This is a genomic window from Pseudarthrobacter sp. MOO13, from assembly GCF_058267655.1.
This window is the reverse complement of sequence record NZ_CM177848.1, coordinates 3,050,775-3,070,750: the sequence shown is the minus strand read 5'-3', so window position 1 is coordinate 3,070,750 and position 19,976 is coordinate 3,050,775. Positions and strand designations below refer to the sequence as shown.

At 62.6% G+C, this 19,976-nt stretch carries 14 protein-coding genes; 5 read left to right on the top strand and 9 right to left on the bottom strand.

Features of this window, described 5'->3' with window-relative positions; genetic code table 11:
- Positions 1–31 precede the first annotated feature (31 nt).
- The gene (locus AC4EEO_RS13995; protein WP_491339096.1) at positions 32–781 is read right to left on the bottom strand and encodes an SDR family oxidoreductase; all 750 of its coding nucleotides are present in this window, start codon (positions 779–781) and stop codon (positions 32–34) included.
- Here AC4EEO_RS13995 and AC4EEO_RS13990 point away from each other — a divergent pair.
- Positions 780–956, top strand: coding sequence for a hypothetical protein (locus tag AC4EEO_RS13990; RefSeq protein ID WP_491339095.1), 177 nt, complete (start codon positions 780–782; stop codon positions 954–956). The genes AC4EEO_RS13995 and AC4EEO_RS13990 overlap by 2 nt on opposite strands.
- On the opposite strand, the gene AC4EEO_RS13985 is transcribed toward AC4EEO_RS13990, so the two are convergent.
- The gene (locus AC4EEO_RS13985) at positions 953–1,807 is read right to left on the bottom strand and encodes a GIY-YIG nuclease family protein (protein ID WP_491339094.1); all 855 of its coding nucleotides are present in this window, start codon (positions 1,805–1,807) and stop codon (positions 953–955) included. The two genes, AC4EEO_RS13990 and AC4EEO_RS13985, sit on opposite strands and share 4 nt — an antisense overlap.
- A 185-nt stretch (positions 1,808–1,992) precedes the next feature.
- Positions 1,993–2,187 carry a hypothetical protein gene (locus AC4EEO_RS13980; protein WP_491339093.1) on the bottom strand — a complete coding sequence of 65 codons (195 nt, stop codon included), beginning with the start codon at positions 2,185–2,187 and terminating at the stop codon, positions 1,993–1,995.
- Between the two features lie 187 nt (positions 2,188–2,374).
- On the opposite strand from AC4EEO_RS13980, the gene AC4EEO_RS13975 reads away from it, so the two are divergent.
- Together AC4EEO_RS13975 and AC4EEO_RS13970 are read left to right on the top strand one after the other, a co-directional pair.
- Positions 2,375–3,244, top strand: a complete 870-nt coding sequence (locus AC4EEO_RS13975; protein ID WP_491339092.1) for a DUF4839 domain-containing protein — start codon at positions 2,375–2,377, stop codon at positions 3,242–3,244.
- 127 nt (positions 3,245–3,371) lie between these two features.
- A complete protein-coding gene (locus AC4EEO_RS13970; RefSeq protein WP_491339091.1) occupies positions 3,372–4,136 on the top strand; it encodes a DUF6994 family protein in 765 nt (254 codons plus the stop codon).
- Between the two features lie 70 nt (positions 4,137–4,206).
- Here the strand turns inward: AC4EEO_RS13970 and AC4EEO_RS13965 are convergent, their stop codons facing one another.
- Entirely contained in the window at positions 4,207–5,865 is a 1,659-nt protein-coding gene (locus tag AC4EEO_RS13965; RefSeq protein ID WP_491339090.1) for a thiamine pyrophosphate-binding protein, read from the bottom strand.
- Positions 5,866–5,982: 117 nt separating this feature from the next.
- Positions 5,983–6,486 carry an Lrp/AsnC family transcriptional regulator gene (locus AC4EEO_RS13960; RefSeq protein ID WP_491339089.1) on the bottom strand — a complete coding sequence of 168 codons (504 nt, stop codon included), beginning with the start codon at positions 6,484–6,486 and terminating at the stop codon, positions 5,983–5,985.
- Between the two features lie 93 nt (positions 6,487–6,579).
- Between AC4EEO_RS13960 and hisC the strand changes: the two genes are divergently transcribed.
- Both hisC and AC4EEO_RS13950 read left to right on the top strand, forming a co-directional pair.
- The gene (hisC, locus tag AC4EEO_RS13955; RefSeq protein ID WP_491339088.1) at positions 6,580–7,677 is read left to right on the top strand and encodes a histidinol-phosphate transaminase; all 1,098 of its coding nucleotides are present in this window, start codon (positions 6,580–6,582) and stop codon (positions 7,675–7,677) included.
- A gap of 53 nt (positions 7,678–7,730) precedes the next feature.
- The gene (locus AC4EEO_RS13950; protein ID WP_491339087.1) at positions 7,731–9,143 is read left to right on the top strand and encodes an amino acid permease; all 1,413 of its coding nucleotides are present in this window, start codon (positions 7,731–7,733) and stop codon (positions 9,141–9,143) included.
- Between the two features lie 480 nt (positions 9,144–9,623).
- On the opposite strand, the gene AC4EEO_RS13945 is transcribed toward AC4EEO_RS13950, so the two are convergent.
- The 4 genes from AC4EEO_RS13945 to AC4EEO_RS13930 all read right to left on the bottom strand — a co-directional run bounded on the left by AC4EEO_RS13945 (position 9,624) and on the right by AC4EEO_RS13930 (position 19,941).
- Entirely contained in the window at positions 9,624–10,775 is a 1,152-nt protein-coding gene (locus AC4EEO_RS13945) for a TRAFAC clade GTPase domain-containing protein (RefSeq protein ID WP_491339086.1), read from the bottom strand.
- A 540-nt stretch (positions 10,776–11,315) separates the two neighbouring features.
- Positions 11,316–14,591 carry a UvrD-helicase domain-containing protein gene (locus tag AC4EEO_RS13940; RefSeq protein ID WP_491339085.1) on the bottom strand — a complete coding sequence of 1,092 codons (3,276 nt, stop codon included), beginning with the start codon at positions 14,589–14,591 and terminating at the stop codon, positions 11,316–11,318.
- 11 nt (positions 14,592–14,602) lie between these two features.
- Positions 14,603–17,437, bottom strand: coding sequence for a PD-(D/E)XK nuclease family protein (locus AC4EEO_RS13935; RefSeq protein WP_491339084.1), 2,835 nt, complete (start codon positions 17,435–17,437; stop codon positions 14,603–14,605).
- The gene (locus AC4EEO_RS13930; RefSeq protein WP_491339083.1) at positions 17,434–19,941 is read right to left on the bottom strand and encodes a sigma-70 family RNA polymerase sigma factor; all 2,508 of its coding nucleotides are present in this window, start codon (positions 19,939–19,941) and stop codon (positions 17,434–17,436) included. The genes AC4EEO_RS13935 and AC4EEO_RS13930 overlap by 4 nt, the downstream gene beginning before the upstream one ends.
- Positions 19,942–19,976 lie beyond the last annotated feature (35 nt).

Genomic DNA, 19,976 nt, shown 5'->3' with positions numbered 1-19,976 from the left:
ATGGGGCAAGTGCCCCATTTAGCATCGGCTTTTACGCGGCGTCGATGGCGTCGAGCCACTCCTGGAACGTCTGGCGTCCGACGGCGGAACCCGGCGCCGGGATCAGCCCGCCTGTGCGCATGGCCTTGCCCATGGGGCCGGGCACCCGGAGGGGAACGATCAGTTTTTTCTGCCGCGTCTTGGCCAGATAGGCCGCCACCAGGCCCTTCAGGTGTTCGGTCCGCGGGCCGCCGAGGTCCGGAATGCGTCCCTTCGGCCCGGACTCGGCCGCATCCACCAAGGCTGCGGCCACCTCCCTTGCCGCCACCGGCTGGGTGACCATCGTGGGCACGAAGACCAGCGGGCCCACTGAGGCGGCCTTGATGGACATAGGCACGAACTCGTGGAACTGGGTGGACCGGAGGAGGGTCCACGGAATGCCGCCGTGCCTGACTTCGTCCTCCTGCACCAGCTTCCCGGCGTACAGTCCCGAGTTGGCCTTATCGATGCCCACAATGGACAGCAGCACATGGTGCTTTACGCCGGCCTTCTTCCCGGCCGCCAGCAGGTTCTGGGTGGCGTTGGTGAAGAAGTCCACGGCCTTCTTGGTGGACAGGACCTGGATGCCGGAGACGTCGATGACGGTGTCGACGCCTTGGAGTGCCTGGTCGAGGCCACGCCCGGTGATGAGGTCCACCCCATCCGCGCGGCTCAGGCTGACCACGTTGTGCCCGCGCTCCCTGGCGACGGCCACCACGTGGCGGCCCACTGTCCCGGTTCCCCCTGCAACGGCGATTCTCATGGAAGTGATCCTAATCCGGTTCTCCGACATGACCGCGCCGATGACGGCCGTTCATTCTTGCGCCAATCCCATGAACATGGTCCGGTGCAGGATGCCCAAGTGCTTCCGGGACACCTCCACCATTGCCCGCCGCCACAGCATCGCGCTGCTGTCGGCCCTCTTCCCCGACGCTTAACCCTGTAGAGGTGCGCCGGAGTCAGGTGCTTCGACTGAATCGAGGCGCATCCGCTCTATCTCATCGAGAGTTCGCCCCGTTGCATTTTTCCAGGAAGTCCTGCCATTTATTGCTCGCCCTACGAGTGCTGCAGCTGCAGCACTTGGACTGTTGAAAAGGTAGTCCTTCCCAAGGATCAGCCGCTCATCCCTGCACTCGACGGCGCCACTTTCCAAGAGCTTGCGCCGAAGGTTCACGATCCACGTAGGGCAGCTTGGCGACTCAACTGGGCGGCCGTAGGATCCTGCCTCGACAATCAGACCCTCAACAGTCAAGAGTCCTTTCGCCTCACACCCTGGACGGGAAAATGTTAGGTGGTGCGGCTTATTGCCGTTCACCGATTCCGAAGTGAGGTCAGGCTCCCTTCTCTGGATTGGCTCCATTGCCGGGAAACCAAGCGTAGTTAGGAGCACGGAAATAGTGTCTAGGTACTCGTTACAGTCGGCTTCCAACGGAGCAGGCGTGTGACGGTTTGATGCTCCGTTGCCGTTCATCAGCTTGAACCGATCCGAGCGGAGAGCTTTGTCGATCGCCTGCCATTCCATGTACCCCACGTGTGTGTCAGTCCAAGTGTTAGTCAACGAGACCGCAACCAACGCTCGCTCCCAGTAGTCCTTACTCGCAGTGTGCTGCTTGAGGCGAACGCCCACGTTTCCGGTTTGGCCTATGTAGCAGACATCCGATGCCTCGTCAGAGGCTCCGAAGAGGAAATACAGTCCGACCTGTCCTGCCTCGGGCATCTTAAGGAAGTCCGTCAGGAGAGTCCGGGGCACATCAAAAACACGTACTGTCCGAGTCGTAATCTCTGCCATTCTTATGCCCGCAGGGTCGCCTTGAGGCAGGAAGATTTGTATGGTCTGCGGTCGCTTAGGCACTGGTCGTCTAGCTCGTTTCAATCAGTCCGGAACGGACACGTCTGTGGAATTTTTTAGGCCATTTCATTATGTAGCAAACCGCACGACGAGAGCCTTTAGTCTGACAGTTTCGTTCAACAGATTCACATCTCGTTAGGAGTTTTCTCCAAAGCGTTGAAGGCACTCAGGTAGTCAACTGCATCCGCAATGTTGGTAACCACGGTTTGCTCGCTCTTGCTGCGCACCCAGTCCTGATGTTTACGGATCTGATCTGCTATTTGATGAGTCCGTTCGCTGGCGAGGCTTTTGGGTACCGTGTGCAAAGCGTACCCTTTCATTGGCCCGGGCTTGCAGAAGGTGTGGGAATCGAAGTCCCCAGCGTTCCCATCCTGTCTGCGTCCGATTCGTAGAGGACGACGTCGCGTCATATGCTGGTCCAGCCAAGCGCCAAGTGCGCGGTGGGAACCTAATGGTGCGAAGTCTCCATTGGGCCCGAGGCACTTCACGCAAGAGGTTGGGGGCCGGGTGTCGGACGACATCAAGTACGAATACAAATCTGTTCAGGCCGTGCGCGGCTTGGAGAGTCGCTCCATCGCCAAGGAGCAGCGAGAAGGCGGCTGGGAACTTGTCGACCAGGCCCAAGGGACCCTTCGGACCACTTTGAAATTCCGGCGGGTGAAACCAGAGACAGCTTTGTCAAAGGCATGGGTCGTCTTCCGGGGACTTGCGCCCGCCAAGCAACGCGCTCTCGTAGTAGGAATGGCCATACTCCTGCTACTAGCGGCAGTCGGCATTGGCGCCTCCGCAGCACAGGAAAAAGGACGCGCTAAGTCGTCCGAGTCGGTGGCCCTGAATGATACGGCAGCCCCATCGCCTGCTCCCACGGCGGCTGAACAAACTGGTCGAGTGGAAACTCCCGAGAATACTGCTACCAAACAAACCGTTTCCGAGGCGGCAAGTGAAACGTCAAGCCAGTCGCCTGCTCCCGCGATGGCCGAAGATGCCGCCCAAGTCATCACCACCGGGAACAACAAAGAATTCGCTGCACTCCTGGCTGCTGCCGACTACTGCGATTCCTCTGTGGCGGATTTCGCGACCAAGTATCATGGCCGAAAAATTGAATTCGACGGCTCTATAACGAACTTGCAGCAATATGAGAAGTACAAGACCCGATACGACATCCTTCTCGGGCCCGGAGATGCGGGGCCAAAAACAACAGCAGGTCCCGCCTTTAAGTACGGAAACGTGAACACAATTGACCTAAAGTTCACTGGCAGTGTCCCGTCCTACGTGAGCGAAGGCGATAAATTCCGCTTTGTCGCTGAAATCGGCGACTACAAGGCCAACCAAGGTTGCTTGTTCTTTCTGACTCCAGTCTCCACCACAGTTCGGTAGACCCACCGGCCAGCACGACGCACTGCATCTGAACGAGCCGTTGCGCCCGTCTATCTTCCCGTGTCACAGGACCCGCACGGCTGTAGGCTCCGTAGTTTGCAGTTCGCGGGCACATAGACTCCCTACCATGCGCGTCTTCGACATCACCTTCAACTACCAAGACGACTGCCCGGGAAAGGATCCGGACTCCCGCAGTCCACGGCTCAAAGCAGACCATCAGCTGCTATGGAGGAAGGAGCTACGCGATAGCGAACTGCTCCACGTCGGGGTGCCGGCGGAGCCTACGGAGCGTCGTAAGAATTACCTGACGTTCCAGCAGACTCCTAATAAAGAATTCACGTTCGGGAGCGATGCGATCACAAACTCCTACACCAGGTGGGGGAGGCCGAGGAACTTGGTCCAGGCTAAGGCCGATTTGAGTGACGAGCAGAAGCGCCGCTATTTCAACCCGCCGTATACGATCGGCAGTGCCATGATCTGGCCTGTCAGGAAAATTCACCGGCCCACCATGAACACAGCGAGGGGAATGAGACTGAGGATCGCGGACCGGATGGACTTAACTCTGGAATGCATCCGGCGCCACTACGCCGAGGAGCCGGGCAGTCCCCTCGCCGATGTCACCACCAACTACGCGGATTTCTTCAAGCTCTTCCGCACGTTCGACAAGTTCGTGGACTTCTTCCACCTCCAGGACCTCGTGACGCCAGAGGGAAAGATCGACTTCTTCCTCGGGGAGGAAGACCAGAACTTCGAGGGCTCCGGCGTCCCGACTACGAAGGACGAATACATCAGGGTCCGGGAAGCCTCGCTGAACTTCATAACACTCAGGGGCAACCGGATGGCTGATTGGGTTGAGAAAAACCACCCCGACATTGAGGTTCGAAGGGGATAAACATCCTTCCGTTCTACCTCTAAACGCATATTGCCAGCATTCGGTCCAGTCGCTGGAGGGCTGAGCTGGCCTAACCAGACACCGCAGCCTTCGCGGCCCGCGTCGCGTTCATCCACTCAGTCAGCCAGGGCGCCCGAACGTTGGAGGTGATCCGGCAGTCCGCAACAAACGTTCCACGAGCACCGGCGTCGATCCACTCCTGCAGCGCGGACAGGTCACCAAGCGAGCGGATAACCGCCGACTCAGCCCCCAACGCCCGCGCAACCCCGCTGAAGTCCACCTCGGGGATCAGCATGGGCTTCTCGGTCAGGCCCTGCGAGCCGTATTGGTGGATCTCGGCACCGTAGGCGGCGTCGTTGTAGATCACCACGATCGCGCTCCGGGCGGCACCGATCAGCGACTCAAGGTCGGACAGGCCCATCAGGAAACCGCCATCACCCGAGGCCAGCACCAGGGTCCGGTCGTCCTCCACGGCACGGGCGGCACCGACGGCGCTGGCCAGGCCCAGCCCGATGGTCTGGTACGCGGTCCCCACCATTACCAGGTCCTGCGGCCGCGGGATGTTCCAGTACATGGGTGCCCAGCCGATGAAGTGGCCTCCGTCCTGGACCACCGTGCGGCGCTCCGGCAGCACGGCATCCAACGCGGTAGCGAGGGCGCGAGGGTCAAGCCGGCCGTCCTCAGTCTCGGCCGAACCCAAATCATGCCCCGGCCCCGCAGCCAGGCGCCGGGAAGCTTCCGCCCGCCAACCAGCCAGAGATGCCTCGCCGTCCAGCAAGGACAGCAGACGCATGGCAGCAGCCTTCGCATCCGCGCTGACGAACAAGTCCACCCGCGGGTTGGTCGGCTGCAGGGCGGTGTCGATCTGGATGACGGTGCTGTCCGCGCCCAGCAGGTGCCCGAACCGCATGGTGAACGGGCTCAGGCTGGCCCCGGCCACCAGGACCACGTCGGCCTCGCCCATGAGCCCGGCCGCGGTGTCGGTGCCGAATCCGCCGGCCACGCCCAGGTACCCCTCGCCATTGAGGAGGTTGAGCGCCAGGGCGGTTCCGGCGGTCAGCGCGCCGAGCCGGTCGGCGAGTTCGCGGAGCTCCGGGCCGGCGCCGGCAAGGTGCGCACCCCGGCCGGCCAGGAGCAGCGGCCGCCTGGCACCGGCCAGCAGGTGGGCAACCTGCCCAAGGCCGCCGTCGACGTCGTCCGTCATCTTTGGTGCCGCCGGTTCCGGAAGGTCCTCGTCCGCAGCCTCGAGCGCGGCGAGGTCGTAGGGGATGGCAAGCACGACGGCGGTGCGCTTGGTGAGTGCGTACTCCACCGCCTGCCGGGTGATGGCGCCCGCGGCGTCGCGGGTGACGGTGAAGGTGGCCGCGCCGAGGCCGGCGGCGATGGCTGTCTGATCAACGTCCCAGGGCCGGGCGCCGGTGGTGGGGGCGTCGCCGGTGACCAGCACCACCGGGATCTGCGCCTGGACGGCCTCGGCCAGGGCGGTGAGCGCGTTGGTGTAGCCGGGGCCGTAGGTGGTGGTGCCCGCGGCGAGCCGTCCCGAGGTGCGGTAGTAGGCGTCGGCCGCGGCGATGGCGGCGCCCTCGTGCCGGACGGGGGAGAAGCGGAGGCCCTGCTGCTCGGCGGCGTCCAGGAAGTAGACGTTGCCGTTGCCCATGACGCCAAAGACGTCGCTGACATGGCTGCTGAGAACCTGTGCCACGCGGCCGGAGACGGTAAGTGAAGTCATGCAGGCATCGTGTGGCCTGCATCTCACATTTGCAATACCCTGCGATGCAGCTGGGATTTTTGGCAGCAGACGAGCCATGAAGTGATAATTTGCCCATTTGTGGTGCGTGTCACCCGCCTATTCCGCGGGGCGGGACTCCTCCTTCGACAGCCGGCTGATCAGCCCGTCATACCGCGGCGGCATGAGTTCCAGGATGGAGATGGCGGTGCTGGTCCGCTCGATCCCCTCGATCTCCAGGATCTCGTTGGTGATGCGGTAGAGGTCGGCGGTGCCGCGGGCCACGACCTTGGCCATGAGGTCCGCGTCGCCGGTGGTGGCGTGCACCTCGATGACCTCCGGGATCGCCGCGAGCCCGTTCTCCACCGAGCCGGTCCGCGTCTGGCTGATGGACAGCGAGAGGAAGGCCATCAGCTCGTAGCCCAGCGCGGCAGGGTCCAGCCTGCGGCTGAAGGAGCGGAGCGCGCCGCTGCGCTCCAGCCGCGCCAGCCGGGCGTGGACGGTGTTGCGGGCGACGCCGAGGGTCCGGGACAGTGCCAGGGCGCTGGCTTCGGGGTCCTTGTCCAGGGCAAGGATGATCCTGCCGTCGAGGGAATCGAGGGTGCGAGAGTTCGCGATGGTCATATTTTCACCACAAGTACTAGAAATTGAGCAGAAGTCCCACGCACCAGAGCGTACCTTGCAACGTGGCCCCGGTCACTTCCATGATCGGTCTTCATGAGCCCTGAACAACTCCTGGCCCCGCCCGTAACCGCGTTGCCCACCCTTCGCAGCGCCGTCACCGGACTTCCCGCCTACGTCCCGGGTCGGCGCGGCACCGGCGCGGACATCGCCGCCCTTGCCAGCAATGAAAGCCATTACGATCCCCTGCCCGCCGCCATGGCTGCGGTGACCGAAGCGGCCGGCAGGATGAACCGCTACCCGGACATGGCCGCCGTCGAACTCCGCGAACGGCTCGCCCGGCACCTGGGCGTCACCGCGGAGGAAGTGGCGGTGGGACCCGGAAGTGTGGGCGTCCTGCAGCAGATCATCACCGGACTGTGCGACGCCGGGGACGAGGTGGTGTTCGCGTGGCGCTCCTTCGAGGCCTACCCCATCCTGGTGGAGCTGTCAGACGCCCGGCCGGTCCGCGTCCCGCTGGACGAGGCCGAGGGTCACGACCTCGACGCCATGGCCGCCGCCGTCACCGGCCGCACCAAGGTGATCCTGCTCTGCACACCCAACAACCCCACCGGCGTGCCGATCAGCCACGACCGCCTCGAGGCCTTCCTCCAGTCCGTCCGCTCCGATGTCCTGGTGGTGATCGACGAGGCCTATGTGGAGTACGCCGACGCCGGCAGCGGCCCCGATTCCCTGGCGCTCTACCGCCGGTACCCGAACGTCTGCATCCTGCGCACCTTCTCCAAGGCCTACGGGCTCGCCGGCCTGCGAGTCGGGTACGCAATTACGACGGCGGCAATCGCCGAAGGTTTGCGCCGCACCGCCCTGCCGTTCGCCGTGAGCGCGCTGGCGCAGAAGGCGGCGATCGCGTCGCTGCACGCGGGGGAGGAAATGGCAGCCCGGGTTTCCGCCGTGAAGCAGGAGCGCGCCCGGATGGCCGCGGAGCTGGCGGCCCAGGGCTGGAAGCTGCAGCCGAGCCAAGGCAACTTCCTGTGGATTCGCGCGGATGCTGCGCTGCTGGCGAGGCTGGTGGACGCGTTCGACGCCGCGGCGATCCTGGTCCGTGCGTACCCGGGGGACGGCATGCGGATCACCGTGGCCGACCCCGCCTCAAACAACCGCGTGCTCCGGCTCCTCGCAGCCCACGCGGCCTGACATCTTTCTGACCTTTCCCCAACCCGTTCCACCCACAACCCAGAGGAATCCCCATGGAACAACAGACAACGACGTCTGCCCGCGCCCTCGGCGCGGTCCTGAAACCCCGCCAGCTCACCATGATGGGCCTCGGCAGCGCCATCGGCGCCGGCCTGTTCATCGGCTCCGGCGCGGGCATCCAGGCGGCTGGCCCGGCGGTGCTGATCTCCTATCTCGTGGCCGGCACGCTCATCATCCTGGTGATGTGGGCGCTCGGCGAAATGGCCGCCGCCAACCCGGACAGCGGTGCCTTCTCCGTCTACACCGCCAAGGCCTACGGGCCGGTGGCCGGCGCCACGGTCGGCTGGCTGTGGTGGATCCAGCTGGTGGTGGTCATTGCCGCCGAGGCGCTGGGCGCTGCCGGTCTGTTGGCCACGATCTTCCCGGCGCTGCCGGTCTGGCTGATGGCCCTGGTGTTCATCGTGGTGCTCACCGCCGTGAACCTGACCAGCGTGAAGAACTTCGGTGAGTTCGAGTTCTGGTTCGCCCTGCTCAAGGTGGCGGCGATCGTCGGGTTCCTCCTGGTGGGCTTTGCGCTGCTCTTCGGCCTGATTCCCGGCGTCCAGTCGCCGGGCCTGGCCAACTTCATGGGGGAGGGCTTCGCGCCGAGCGGCTTCGGCGGGATTGCGACGGCCCTGTTCGTGGTGGCGTTCGCGTTCGGCGGCACCGAGATCGTGTCCGTGGCGGCAGCCGAGACCGCCGAGCCGGCCCGCAGCGTGAAGAAGGCAGTCCGCACGGTGCTGTGGCGCATCCTGGTCTTCTACATCGGTGCCATCTTCGTAATCGCCGCGGTGGTTCCCGTGGGCTCGGAGGGGCTGAAGAGCCCGTTCGCCGCGGTGCTTGATGCCGCCGGTATGCCGGGGGCCGCCACCGCCATCACCTTGGTAGCCGTCGCGGCACTGCTCTCCGCGCTCAACGCCAACCTCTACGGCGCGTCCCGGATGGCGTTCTCGCTGGCCGAACGCGGCGAAGCGCCGCGCCTGCTCGCTGCCGTGTCCAAGGCTCGGGTTCCGGTTGTTGCAGTCCTGGCCAGCGTTGCCTTTGGCGTTGTCACCGTGGTCCTGGAGCTGGCCTTCCCCGAGATGGTCCTTGGCGTCCTGCTCAACATCGTGGGCTCAACCTGCCTGCTGGTGTGGACGTCCGCGCTCCTGGCCCAGCTCGGGCTGCGCCTCCGCGCCGACCGCGACGGGACGGAGCTGCCCCTGCGGATGCCAGGGTTCCCGTGGCTGACTGTGGTTGGTCTGGTTATCCTCGCGGCGATTTTCACCGTGGGCTTCATCGGGGAGGACTCCCGGCCCCAGCTCCTGAGTACCTTCGGGCTCGTGGCGGTTCTTACAGTGGGATGCTGGTTGAACCACCGGAACCGGAAGGTTTCCGTCGCTGCTGAAGCAACTGATCAAGCCAAGCCCCGGGTGCTCGTCGACTGAATCAGAACTCTGAGCCGCTCCGGGGCCCGGGGTACAGGAAGGGCGCGTCCCGTTTTTATCGGGCGCGCCCTTCGACTGCCGCCCTGGTTGATCGTACGGTCGCGCAGGTCCTGACCGGGAAAATCTTCATTTCAAGCAATGCGCATTAGGCCGAGGGCGGCTTGGGTAATTCCCACACCCGGGCGAATTCGGATGCAACAATGGGCCAGACTACGCGAATACCGTCCTCGAGGGAGTCGATCCCTTCAGTAAGGGGCGGGAAAACGACGAATTCATGGGGGATGACTCTGCCGGCCGCGTCCTGCCATCCTGAAGGATCGGGGAAACGAAGAGCCACTGTGTCGCCAACGCGGCGACAGACTTCCGACTCGCCTTCCACATTCGAGAAGGCCTTGTCGTACTCCACGAGTGGATCTGGGAATCCCCCATCACGAAGGAAACGGAAACCCCACGTCCGCCCGCGGGTTGCCCAGATGAGCTTCACCTACGGCTCCTCAACAGGGTCCGGTCCGCTTCACCTTGGGTTAGGTCCATCTTGAAGCGCGTTAACGTGGCCGTGAGGTAGTCGCGCTTGGCGACGGCTTCCGCGTTGATAGCACTCAGTTTGTCCGCGGCGAGGTTTACCGCGTCCTTTATGAAGTCGGGGCCGACAAGCTTCTGCAGAAAACCGAGGGGTCCTGGCAAGATGCCCTTACTTCCCATCAGGACTGCGGCAAAAGGTCCGGCGCCGCGCAGTAAGTTCTCAAGCACCTTGCCCGGTATGTGCAGCGCCTCAGCCCATCGGGTGTGTCGCTCGAATGGGAGCACGGCGGCCAAGGGAAGGATGAGGTCCACGCCAACGCGCTTGGTCACCTCAATCTTGCCCGACTCAAACTTCGCGGATGAAAGAAGCACAAAGTCCTCGCCCACCGACAAGGCGCCGTTGGCCTCGACGAGCCCAGCGATGACTTTACGCAGTTCATCGATGTCCTCCGAGGCCTTTTCGATTAGGAGATCACGGAACTTGAACACATCAAGTTTCGGCAATAGATCTGACTTCGAAAGCGCCAAGATCCAAATGCGGGGGAACTCAACGAGAGGTTTGCCGTCTTCCAAAAGCTCACTCTTCAAAGAGAGCAGCCCGTTGCGAAAGTTGGTGAATAACGACTTAAGATAGCGCTCTTCTTCGCCGGAGTTGTCCAACAATCGTTGACCGTCGATGAGCAAAAGTGCGACATCGGAGCCCAGCAGCGCTTTGAAGGTGTCAATCCTGCGTTGGGCCTCCTCAGGACCGCTTACGTCCTCCTCAAACCATTCACCGGGGTAGTCGTGCCAGACCAGGCGCAAGGCGTCAAAAGGCTTGGCTTTCATCAACTCGGCGTCAGCCTCATCCTTGAGCTTCACCGAGAATGCGTAAGAAGTGGCGGCGAAACGGGTGGGCTCGGGGAGCCGCGCCGAATTCCTCATCCCGAGGTAGTTCCTGTGCAGCCGGTTGCCTTGGCCTACATCATCAGGCAGGACATGAAACAGGCTCTTCTGAAGGTATCGCGGCTCCTGTGTCGCCCCGTAAAACGAGGAGAGCATGACGGTTTTGCCGCTGCCGCTCTCGCCAAACACTGCGATGTGTTGTTCTAGAGCTCTGTTTAATTCCATAGGAGGAGCTTACTGGAGCTAGGATCAGCATCCTCAAACGCGCCGCCGGCGTCCGTGTGGCGAGGAACGTTACTGGGCCCGATAGGTGTTGCTGACTCACTTTGGGCTGAAGTTTGGCGTGCGAGGTGTGCTGGCGGCCGCGGACCGGGTGCGGGAGTGGTTCTCAGTGGTGCGGCAGCGGCGGCCGTAGGAACTGCGGCACTTGAGAGGTGGTGCCAAAATGGCAGCTTAGAACTTTTTGTAACTCGAGGAATGTCGGGCGCCGCGGCTATGTTGCTTGCATGACCGGGGAGAAAAAGACAAAGAGGGCCTCTGCGACGCGGAGATGCCCCGTGTGCGGGCACGAGTCTTGGCGCATTATCTACGGAATGGTACTGCCCGACGTTATGGAGCAATATCCGAAGGCGGACTTTGCCGGTTGCGTGGTGATGGAGGAACAGCGTCTCTACCCGACGACCGGCCACGTTGAGTGGGGCGTGCCGAAGTGGGCCTGTCAGAGCCCCGGGTGCCGCCACCGTTGGTGGTGACGGCACCCTACGCCTACGCCCTCCCCTCAGCGCCCACATCTCGAGACTGACGACGGATTTCGGCGTCGCCAGCCCTACAGAAAATCAGCACCAGTTCATTCACTCTTTGCCCAGTGATGCGCTCCATCATGCCCGCATATGTCGACAGCTGACGCCAGTAAGCGGCCAAGGTCTCTTGCGTGACACTGATGTCAGTCTTGAAGTCGGCGATGACCAGGGTTCCGTCGTCCTCGCGGTACATCAGGTCGATGATGCCCTCGAGAGTCATTCCGTTGCTGGTCGTGACCACGGGAAGCTCAAGCCAGTGTTTCCGGTCAGCCGCACGCTGTACAGGTGCGCTCCGAAGTGCAGAACGGGCACGTTCAGCCAAACCAACGGGATCTGACAGTCCGGCGGTGCTGGCGATCCTTTCAGCGAGAACGTCGAGGTTCTCATTTTCTCTTAGGTCACTTAGCTCAAGCAGCCGGTGCAGCGCCGTCCCGAACTCCTTGCCGTGTTCCCCGGCTGTCGCTACCGGAGTCGGCAGCGAGCCGTCCTCATCAATGCTCACAAAATGCGGGGTCCCGTCGACCTCAGACGCGGCAAAGCCGTCCGCTCCTTTGGCAATTGCCGTGACGGAGGTGGACGATACGAGGGCTGCGTTCTTCTGCCAGACATCGCACCGCTTCTGCCAAACTTCGAATGGCTCGACTGGCTGGACCTTGTGGGCTGCTCTTGCATGCAGTGGCATGTCCTCTGGGATGTTGAGATCTGGTGCTGGAACCGCGTCAGCTGCCTCCTTCAAGGATTGGCCGAGACTGTCCTTGGCGTTTACGTAGTGGGAAACGAGAAGGTGGCTTTCCGCGCGAGTGCATGCAACGTAAAGGAGGCGGAGCCTCTCGGCATTATCGAACGCCTTTTCGGCATCCTCAGCAGATTTGTAACCTGCCGACCGAATGTCGCCAATGAAATGTACCTGAACTTGCGAGTCCTGGTCCCACAGGGCAGCAGCCTTCTGATTGTTAGGGCCGGATCCCGTACCTGCCAGAATCACCACCGGGAACTCGAGTCCCTTGGAAGCATGGATGGTCATGATCCTCACGGCCTGAACGTCCGTTTCCGGCACAACGGCTTCCTTGACCCGGGAGTTCTCCTCTTGTTGGGCTGCCGCCCACACCAAATAGTCACGCAGCCCGCCGTGCGTGGCTTCCGTCCATGCCCGGGCCTGGTCTATGACGAAGCGCAGTCGGCGCCAGACATCCCGGTAACGCGGAGCATCTACGGCTGCTTCCAGCATCCGCCGGTCGGTAACCAGACGCTCCATAAGCTCGGCCGGCGCTAGCACTTCCATCTCTCGGCACAGTGCCGCAAGATAACTGATGGATTGCGCCACAGTCGTGTCTCTTACTGTTTCCGGCGCCGGGGCAAAGAGGTTCCAGCGTCCTCCGGCCTGCTTCCATTCGAACAACTGATCATCACCGCATCCGAACATTGCCGACCGGAGAGACAGCACTAACGCGGCTTCATCCGTTGTGTTGGAGATTGCCCGCATGACGAGCAGCAGGTCGGTGACCTCCTGCGTGGAGTAGACCAGAGAGGATGCCTCGGCACGATACTCGATGCCAGCGTCGTCCAAGGCATCTTCCAGGGCCGCGAGGGCGGTGCGGGTCGGAATCAGGATGCAAATGTCCTTCAACTCAACGGGCGAACAATCAAAGCCGGGCCGTTTGCTTTGCTTCTGCCACGGCGGCGCCCCTGCCGATCCGGTGGCGATTCTGATGGCTGCGGCAACGTCCGCGGCTTCCTGCCGGCGCATGCCATCCGCGGAGACTCTACCCGATTCGTCCGCCTGGGCACCGCCGCGTCCGATCACAGAGACGGCAGGACCATAATCATCGTGCCACTCCGGGCGCTGCGGATCAGGAGTGAGGGCGCGGTACTCCGGCTGAATCATGCCGTTCGGTGCGATGAGCTGGCCAAAGGTGCCGTTGATCCACTCGAGAAGCCTTCCAGTGGACCGGAAGTTGGTCTGAAGTGAGGCGATTCTGGAGTCCGAATCCTTTGCAAAGCGTTGCTGAGCAGCCAAGTAGGTGGCGATGTCGGCCCTGCGGAAGCGGTAGATGGACTGCTTCGGATCCCCGACAGTAAACAGACGGCCCGGCGGTACGCTGAGCTGTTCCCAGCCGTCGGGGCCGCAGACCTCATTTGCTGCGATCCGCGTGGCAAGCTCGGCCTGGATGGGGTCTGTGTCCTGGAACTCATCCAGCATGATGCAGCGGTAGCGATTGTGCAGGGCAGCATGGACGGCCTCTTTGTCCTGGCCGACAAGAAGGTCGCGGGCGTGGATCAGCAGGTCGTGATATTCGAGCTCGCCGCTGCGCTGGCGATCACGGGCAGCTTGAAGTAGGACCTCGGCCATAGCGGCCGTGACGGTTTCGACGGCCGGTTGGACGAAGCTGTTGCGCAACGCCACGGCTTGATCAGCTAAGTCCTTGCAGGACTGCTGAACAGTGGAAATGTTGCCTGACCAGTTGGCGTTCCTTCCACAGCTGAAACCCTTCTTTGGAACAGCGTTGAGCAACTCGAGGACCAGGCCCAGTTCGCCGGATCCTGCCTTAGAGAGGCGGCCGTGCCAGCTCTTTATGTGTTCGAAGGCAGCTAGCAGCTTGTCCGCAGGGTCAGAGCAATGGTCTGCATGTGCGAGGACGTCCGAAGTTTGGCGGAGAAGCGGGCCAAGGTCTACGGCCGGTATATGGCGCCTGCGGGGAGGATTACTTTCCAGCCGGTCCCAGTTAGCGTCCAAGTCAGCAGCAACGTTTTGCAGGTGGTCCAGCGAGACACCGACGGCGAGCAGGATGCGAAGGGCGTCGTTCAAAGACTCGTCAGAGAATAGTTTCTGCCGGGCTGCCTCCCAGCGTCGAGTAAAAGCAATCTGGGAGCGCAGCTCGTCTACAACAGTGATCAGGGGTGGAACACCCGCCTCGATGGGGTGCTCGCTAATGATCCGCGCCGCAAAGGAGTGGATGGTGCCGATGGGGGCCGTATCCAGCTGGTCGAGCGCCCGCCGCCGCAGGTCCGCGGGGCTGGCGTCCGTTAGCCGCTGGCGGACCCGCTCCCGGAGCTCACCCGCCGCCTTCTCAGTGAACGTAATGGCGGCCACGTTTTTCAGTTCGAGGCCCGCGTCCACAATCGAGCAGATGCGCTCGACAAGTTCATGCGTCTTGCCGCTCCCAGCACCTGCCTCGACAAAGATGTTCGCTTCGAGCTCTTGCTCGATCAGTGCTCGGTCCGACTGGTCTTTGAGTTCCATTACGTCAGAGTTCATTTTTCCGCCTTCAGGAGCTGGGCATAGGGCTCAAGTTCGGGAGCGTTCTGGAGCTTGAGCCATTGCTGCCCAAGCTCCTGGGCGCCCATCATGGTTGTGAAGTTGACGTAGCGGTCAGACTCAGGCCGGGGCGGGAAGATTCCGTTCCGCAGCGCTGAAATGATGAGACCGGCGTCCGCGCGCAGCTGCTCCAAAACCTCGTTAGACACGGAGTAACCGATCTTCGCGAAGCCGCCTGCTTTCGATATGAACCAGTACTCCGCTGCGACGTTGGCCGAAGAGTCCGCGAGCGTCCGGGCGAACAGACCGTAGACCGGTAGCTGATATCTGGTGCCAGCGGCAGTCGGGTGTTTCTCCAAAGCCTCGTAATTTTTTGATTTGCCAGTCTTGTAATCGATCACGCGGATGCTTCCATCGGCATTCCGGTCGATCCGGTCTACCTTTCCACGGAACCGGACGATAGTGCCGTCGCCAAGAGTCAGCTCGACCGGCGGGTGGCTGTCCGCGTCTTCCGACCCGAAACTTGCTTCTGCTGCAAGGTACTGCCAGCCTTCAACAAATCTGTCCTCATCGTCTGCGAGCACACGCTTCAGGTCCTGACGGAGCATGGCCTGGTTGCGCTCCCAGACGTGCCTGAGCCACGCGGGATTTGCCGCGTCCTCAAAGGCGGCATCTGCCAACTTCATAAGGCGATCTGATGAAGGCGGTAGTCCTCCCTTCGTGATGCCGCGGACGTAGTCTTCAAGGACTTGGTGTACCAGGATGCCGCGCTGCTGAGGCGAAATCTGCACTTCGAGGGCCACGTCCTCCAAAACGTTGACCTTCAGGACGTGTTTCACGAAGTAGCTGAACGGGCTGATGACCCATTCCTCAAGACGTGTGGGCGAGAGCGGCTTTTCGGGATTGACGACGGTCCCGGCATATTCACCGAGATTGCCGTTGAATCTCGAGAAGATGCCATCCCGCCTGTCGCGGGTGCAAGCCACCGCTTTCTGGAGCGCAATGTCCTCCGGGAGCGATGCCGTGCGTCCCTCTGCAGTGAGAATCCGGCGCAACCGCCATTCCTGTGGCGTGGGGGGAAGCGAGCCCGTAGTCGGCGCGCCGTTCTCGATGCCGTGTGCGAAAGACTGCAACTGGTCCTGTGGAGCGGGCTTGCGGTTGATCCAGCGCGACATTTGGTAACTTCCGGCGCCGCGGAGGTCTCCCCGGGGGCTGGTGATAAAGCATTCTGACCCGGCAGCGAGAGCAGCAAAGAACTGCTCCTTGTTGGCTTCCGCACGTTGCTCGACACTAGGGAGGGCGCCACCAAGCATAGCCCGGACGCTGTCCGGAAGCAGGGGGTTCTCGCGGATCCTTGCTGGTGCAAGCCCTTCGGCAGCCCCAATGAGAAAAATGACATCCAGGTCTCTTGCGACGGCGTCAGCGAAATTGCCGATGACGACGCCCGTGCCGCTTTTCCCTGTCCAGCCACCTAGCGAGGCGATAGCGTCCTCCATGGTGCTTTGAATAAGTGCGGGAAGCGGCAACGGGCCGATCTGGTCCAGGTAACGAAGTTCCGAGGCTGCTTCAACCAAGGCGTTGCGGACAGAGCTCTTCTCGGGACGTTCGCCACCGCTCCTGGGACCCATAAAATCCTCAAGCAGCGAGACCAACGAGCTGGAGGCGTCACTCCATGTGGCAGCAGCATGGACCTGGCTTATACGTGCTGCAAGGGCCTCCGTGAAAGATTGGAAGATTCTGAACTTTTTAAGGTAGTCCGCCTGGGCGGAGGTGTCTGCTCCTGCATAGTCCTCTTCGGCGGGTGGATTGGCGTAGAACCTTTCACATTCTGCGCTACTGGGCAGTTTCTGCCCATGCCAGGAGAAGGTCCGTTCCGCATGGATGTTCAGGATGGCGCGGGTGTCCAGATCCTGCGGGTCCAGTTTCAGCAACTGAAGGAGGCCGCGGGCGAGTGGCGAGTCCATGAGCCGGTTGGCTGATGGTCCGACGAAAGTGACTCCGGCCTGGCCGAGCCGCTGCGTGAGCAGTGCGGCATAGGGTTGTGCGGCAGAGTAGAAGATTCCGATGCGGTGGCCTGGAACGCCTGCTGCGAGCCTTTCGACGATAAGACGGACAATGGAGCGGACCTCGTCGTCGGCGTCCGATGCTGTCAGCAGTTTGGAGACGCTCTCCACCGATCCGGCCGCGCCGAGATGCTGCATTCCCGCCCGCTCAAGGGTTTCGCGGAAGGTCGTTTCGGCCGGACGCTTTTCGCTGCCCAGCATGAATCCAATGATGGTGCCCAGCCTGCGCGTCACGGCGCTGTTACCAAGTTTGCCGCTGGCGAGAATGAAAGCCTCATGGTCCGTGTACCACCGCGGGCTAAACACCTCCTGCGCGGTCCCGTGAAGCCGCAGCACTTCGTGCGTCACGTTCGGGAGTTGCGCGTCAGAGGGGTCCGGTACAGCATCGAGAAGCTCAGCTGTCCGGGCGATTGCCCGGGCCGTGGCCGGTTGGTCAGCCACATCCTTGAAGAGCCCCGGTTCCGCGAGCAGTGCCTTGCTGACCGCACCAAGCCGGAGGACTGGAGGAAGCGGCCGCCGCCCGTTCAGCGCAGGGTCCTCGGCAATGAGTTCGGTTGCAAGGTCCTTTAGCGTGAGCGCTTTGACGCCCACGCTTCCAGCACCCCCGTTGAGGGTCCTGCCCAGATACCGGGTGACGTCCAGGCCGGAAGCATGTGACGGGACCAGAATGGTTACAGGCGCCAGCGGATCCGCGGCTTGTGCACGGCTAACAATTGCTTCGAGCTCCGCTAGAGCGAGGCCCACGGAGGGGAAATTCGTGCTGGTCATGCAACACCACCATAGTTGTATTCACGAAGGGACTGGGAGCGTTCTGGTTCTCTGAGCAAAGCCATGGTCTTTGACTCGATCTGGCGGATGCGCTCCCGCGTGACGCCGTAGACCTTGCCGATGGTGTCGAGGGTCTTTTCCTCGCCGTCATCGATGCCGAAGCGCATCGCAATGACGCCAGCCTCCCGTTCAGTCAGCGTGTCGAGGACCGCGTGCACTTGGGCCTTGAGCTGTTCCTTGGCAATCTGCTCAAGAACATCAACGTGCCAGGGATCGAGGAGCTGGTCGGCCAGCGGCTCCAGGCCGCCCCTGCCGTCCGATACAAGGTAGTCCAGCGAACGCACGGGCTGGTTCAGCGCAAGTAGATGCTCCACTTTCTCAGCCGACTGGTCCGTCAGCTTGCCGAGTTCCTCAAGGCTGTATTCGAGGCCCTTCCGGGTAGCGTCACGCTGACTTGCCTGCACCTTGTGGATCTGCTCGACCATGTGGACCGGAAGTCGGATAACCCGCGCTTGGTCGGCCAGCGCCCGGGTGACAGCTTGCCGGATCCACCAGGTCGCGTATGTGGAGAACTTGAAACCCAGGGTGTAGTCGAACTTGCAGACTGCCCGGTGTAGGCCGATGTTCCCCTCCTGGATCAGGTCCAGCAGGTCCATGCCCTGATTCACGTACTTCTTGGCGATGGAAATGACCAGCCGGAGGTTCGCCTCGAGCAGGGCCTCCGCGGCGCGTTCGCCGAGCAAGGCAATCGTGCGGAGTTCCCGGGATTCTTTGCGGCCACGTGCGGTGCCGTCCGCCAGCAGGTGCGCAGCATAGAGGCCAGCCTCGATGTCTTTCGCGAGCTCCACTTCCTGCTCGGCTGTCAGCAAATCCGCGCGGCCTGCCCGCTGCAGGTAATCCGAAACCCCGTCGTCGCTGAAGCCCTCGAGCCCTTGGAGCTCCTCGAGCCAATCGGAGTCGCCAAGATCAAACGACGTCGGTGCGCTCTCGTCCTCCTCCGCAGCGGGCCCCACCACCGGCTCAGGCGCAGTGCCGCACTCCGGTCCAGCGCCGTTCCCGGGCGTGCCCGTTGTGGTCCCGCCAGTCCGGGGCAGTGATGCCTCTTCAGGTTCGGCCTGGCGAAGGAACTCCTGCAACCCGTTCAGGTCTGTCTTGATGTCGAAAAAACCTACGTTGCGGGCGAACGGCAAAACCTTCCCTAGAAATTCCTCGCCCTGGACGTCTGGGTCCTCCACCGTGCCCTTGGAGTACAGGACAACCAAGCGTCCAGGCCGTCCGTCGGCCTTCTTGCGGATGACACGGCCGAGCCGCTGCACCATCTGCCGTTGGCTGCGGTTGGCGGCAACGATGATCCCGAGGTCGGCCTCCGGGACGTCGATGCCTTCGTCGAGGAGCCGTGGCGCGGTCAGAACCTGCGATGCGCCGGTACGGAAATCCTCCAGGCCATGCCGGCGGTCGTCCTTGCTCATGCCGCTGAACACCGCAGAGGCTGTTGAGCCGAGGGACGTATACAGCTCCTGGGCCCGCCGCGCGGAATCTTGGGTCTGGGTGAAAACCAAGGTCCCATTGGAGCCATCAACCGTTTCCTTGAGTGCTGCCAGCGCCAGATACTTCGTCTTGGCTTCGGCCAGCAGGGTGAGCCGCGAGGACATTGCCCGCATGTACCTGCGCGCGATGGTTGCTTCCCGGCTGGGCGAATCCGAAGCGGCCAGCGCGGCCACGGCAGTGATGAACTGGGGGAAGGGCCGCCGCGAGATGCCGGCGTACGTCTCCAGGTTCCGCGCCGCCTCCACCATCACCGTCGAGAACTCGTCATAGTCATTCTGTTCCGACGGCGTCAGATCAACACCGGCCAAAGCGATGTCGAACGGGGCGATGACCTGGTCCTTCAGCGCACGGTCATACCAGAGGTTGTAGATGACGCCGCCGAAGTAGGGCGTCAGGAGGTTCGCGTGCTCACCGTCCGCCCTTTCGAAGGTAGCTGTGAGCCCAAGCCGCCATGCGTACCCTTCCTGCAGGGCACCGGTAAACATGGGCGCGGCATAACGGTGGCACTCATCAGCGATGATCAGTCCGGCCTTGTGCGAGCGGAGGGTCTCCCGGTTGGACGCCGAGTGAACGATGGCGACGAGGATGTCCACGTCATCGAGGGAATCGGACCGGCCGTCGCCAAGGGCACCGCGCCGTGCGGCGGGCAGGTCCCGGCGCAGGGAGACCAGCCATTGGCGCTGCAGCTCGGCTGTTGGCACCAGGATCAGGACTTTGATGCCCTGCCGGACTGCCTCGAAAGCGGCGGCGATCCCGACGCGCGTCTTGCCGGAACCGGTCACGGCCTCCACCACGCCGCGGCGCGCATTCGAGTGCCAGGCCTTCAGTGCCTCCTGCTGCCACGGATACAGGAAGCCGTAGTCGTAGGAGGCAGGCACCGCCGCGGGCGGAGCTTGGACGGGCACCCGCGGAAGCGTCGCGACCGGGTGGGACCCGGCGTCGGCTAGTTCTGGCATTTCATCCCCCATTGGACGGTTCTGATCTGGTGCCT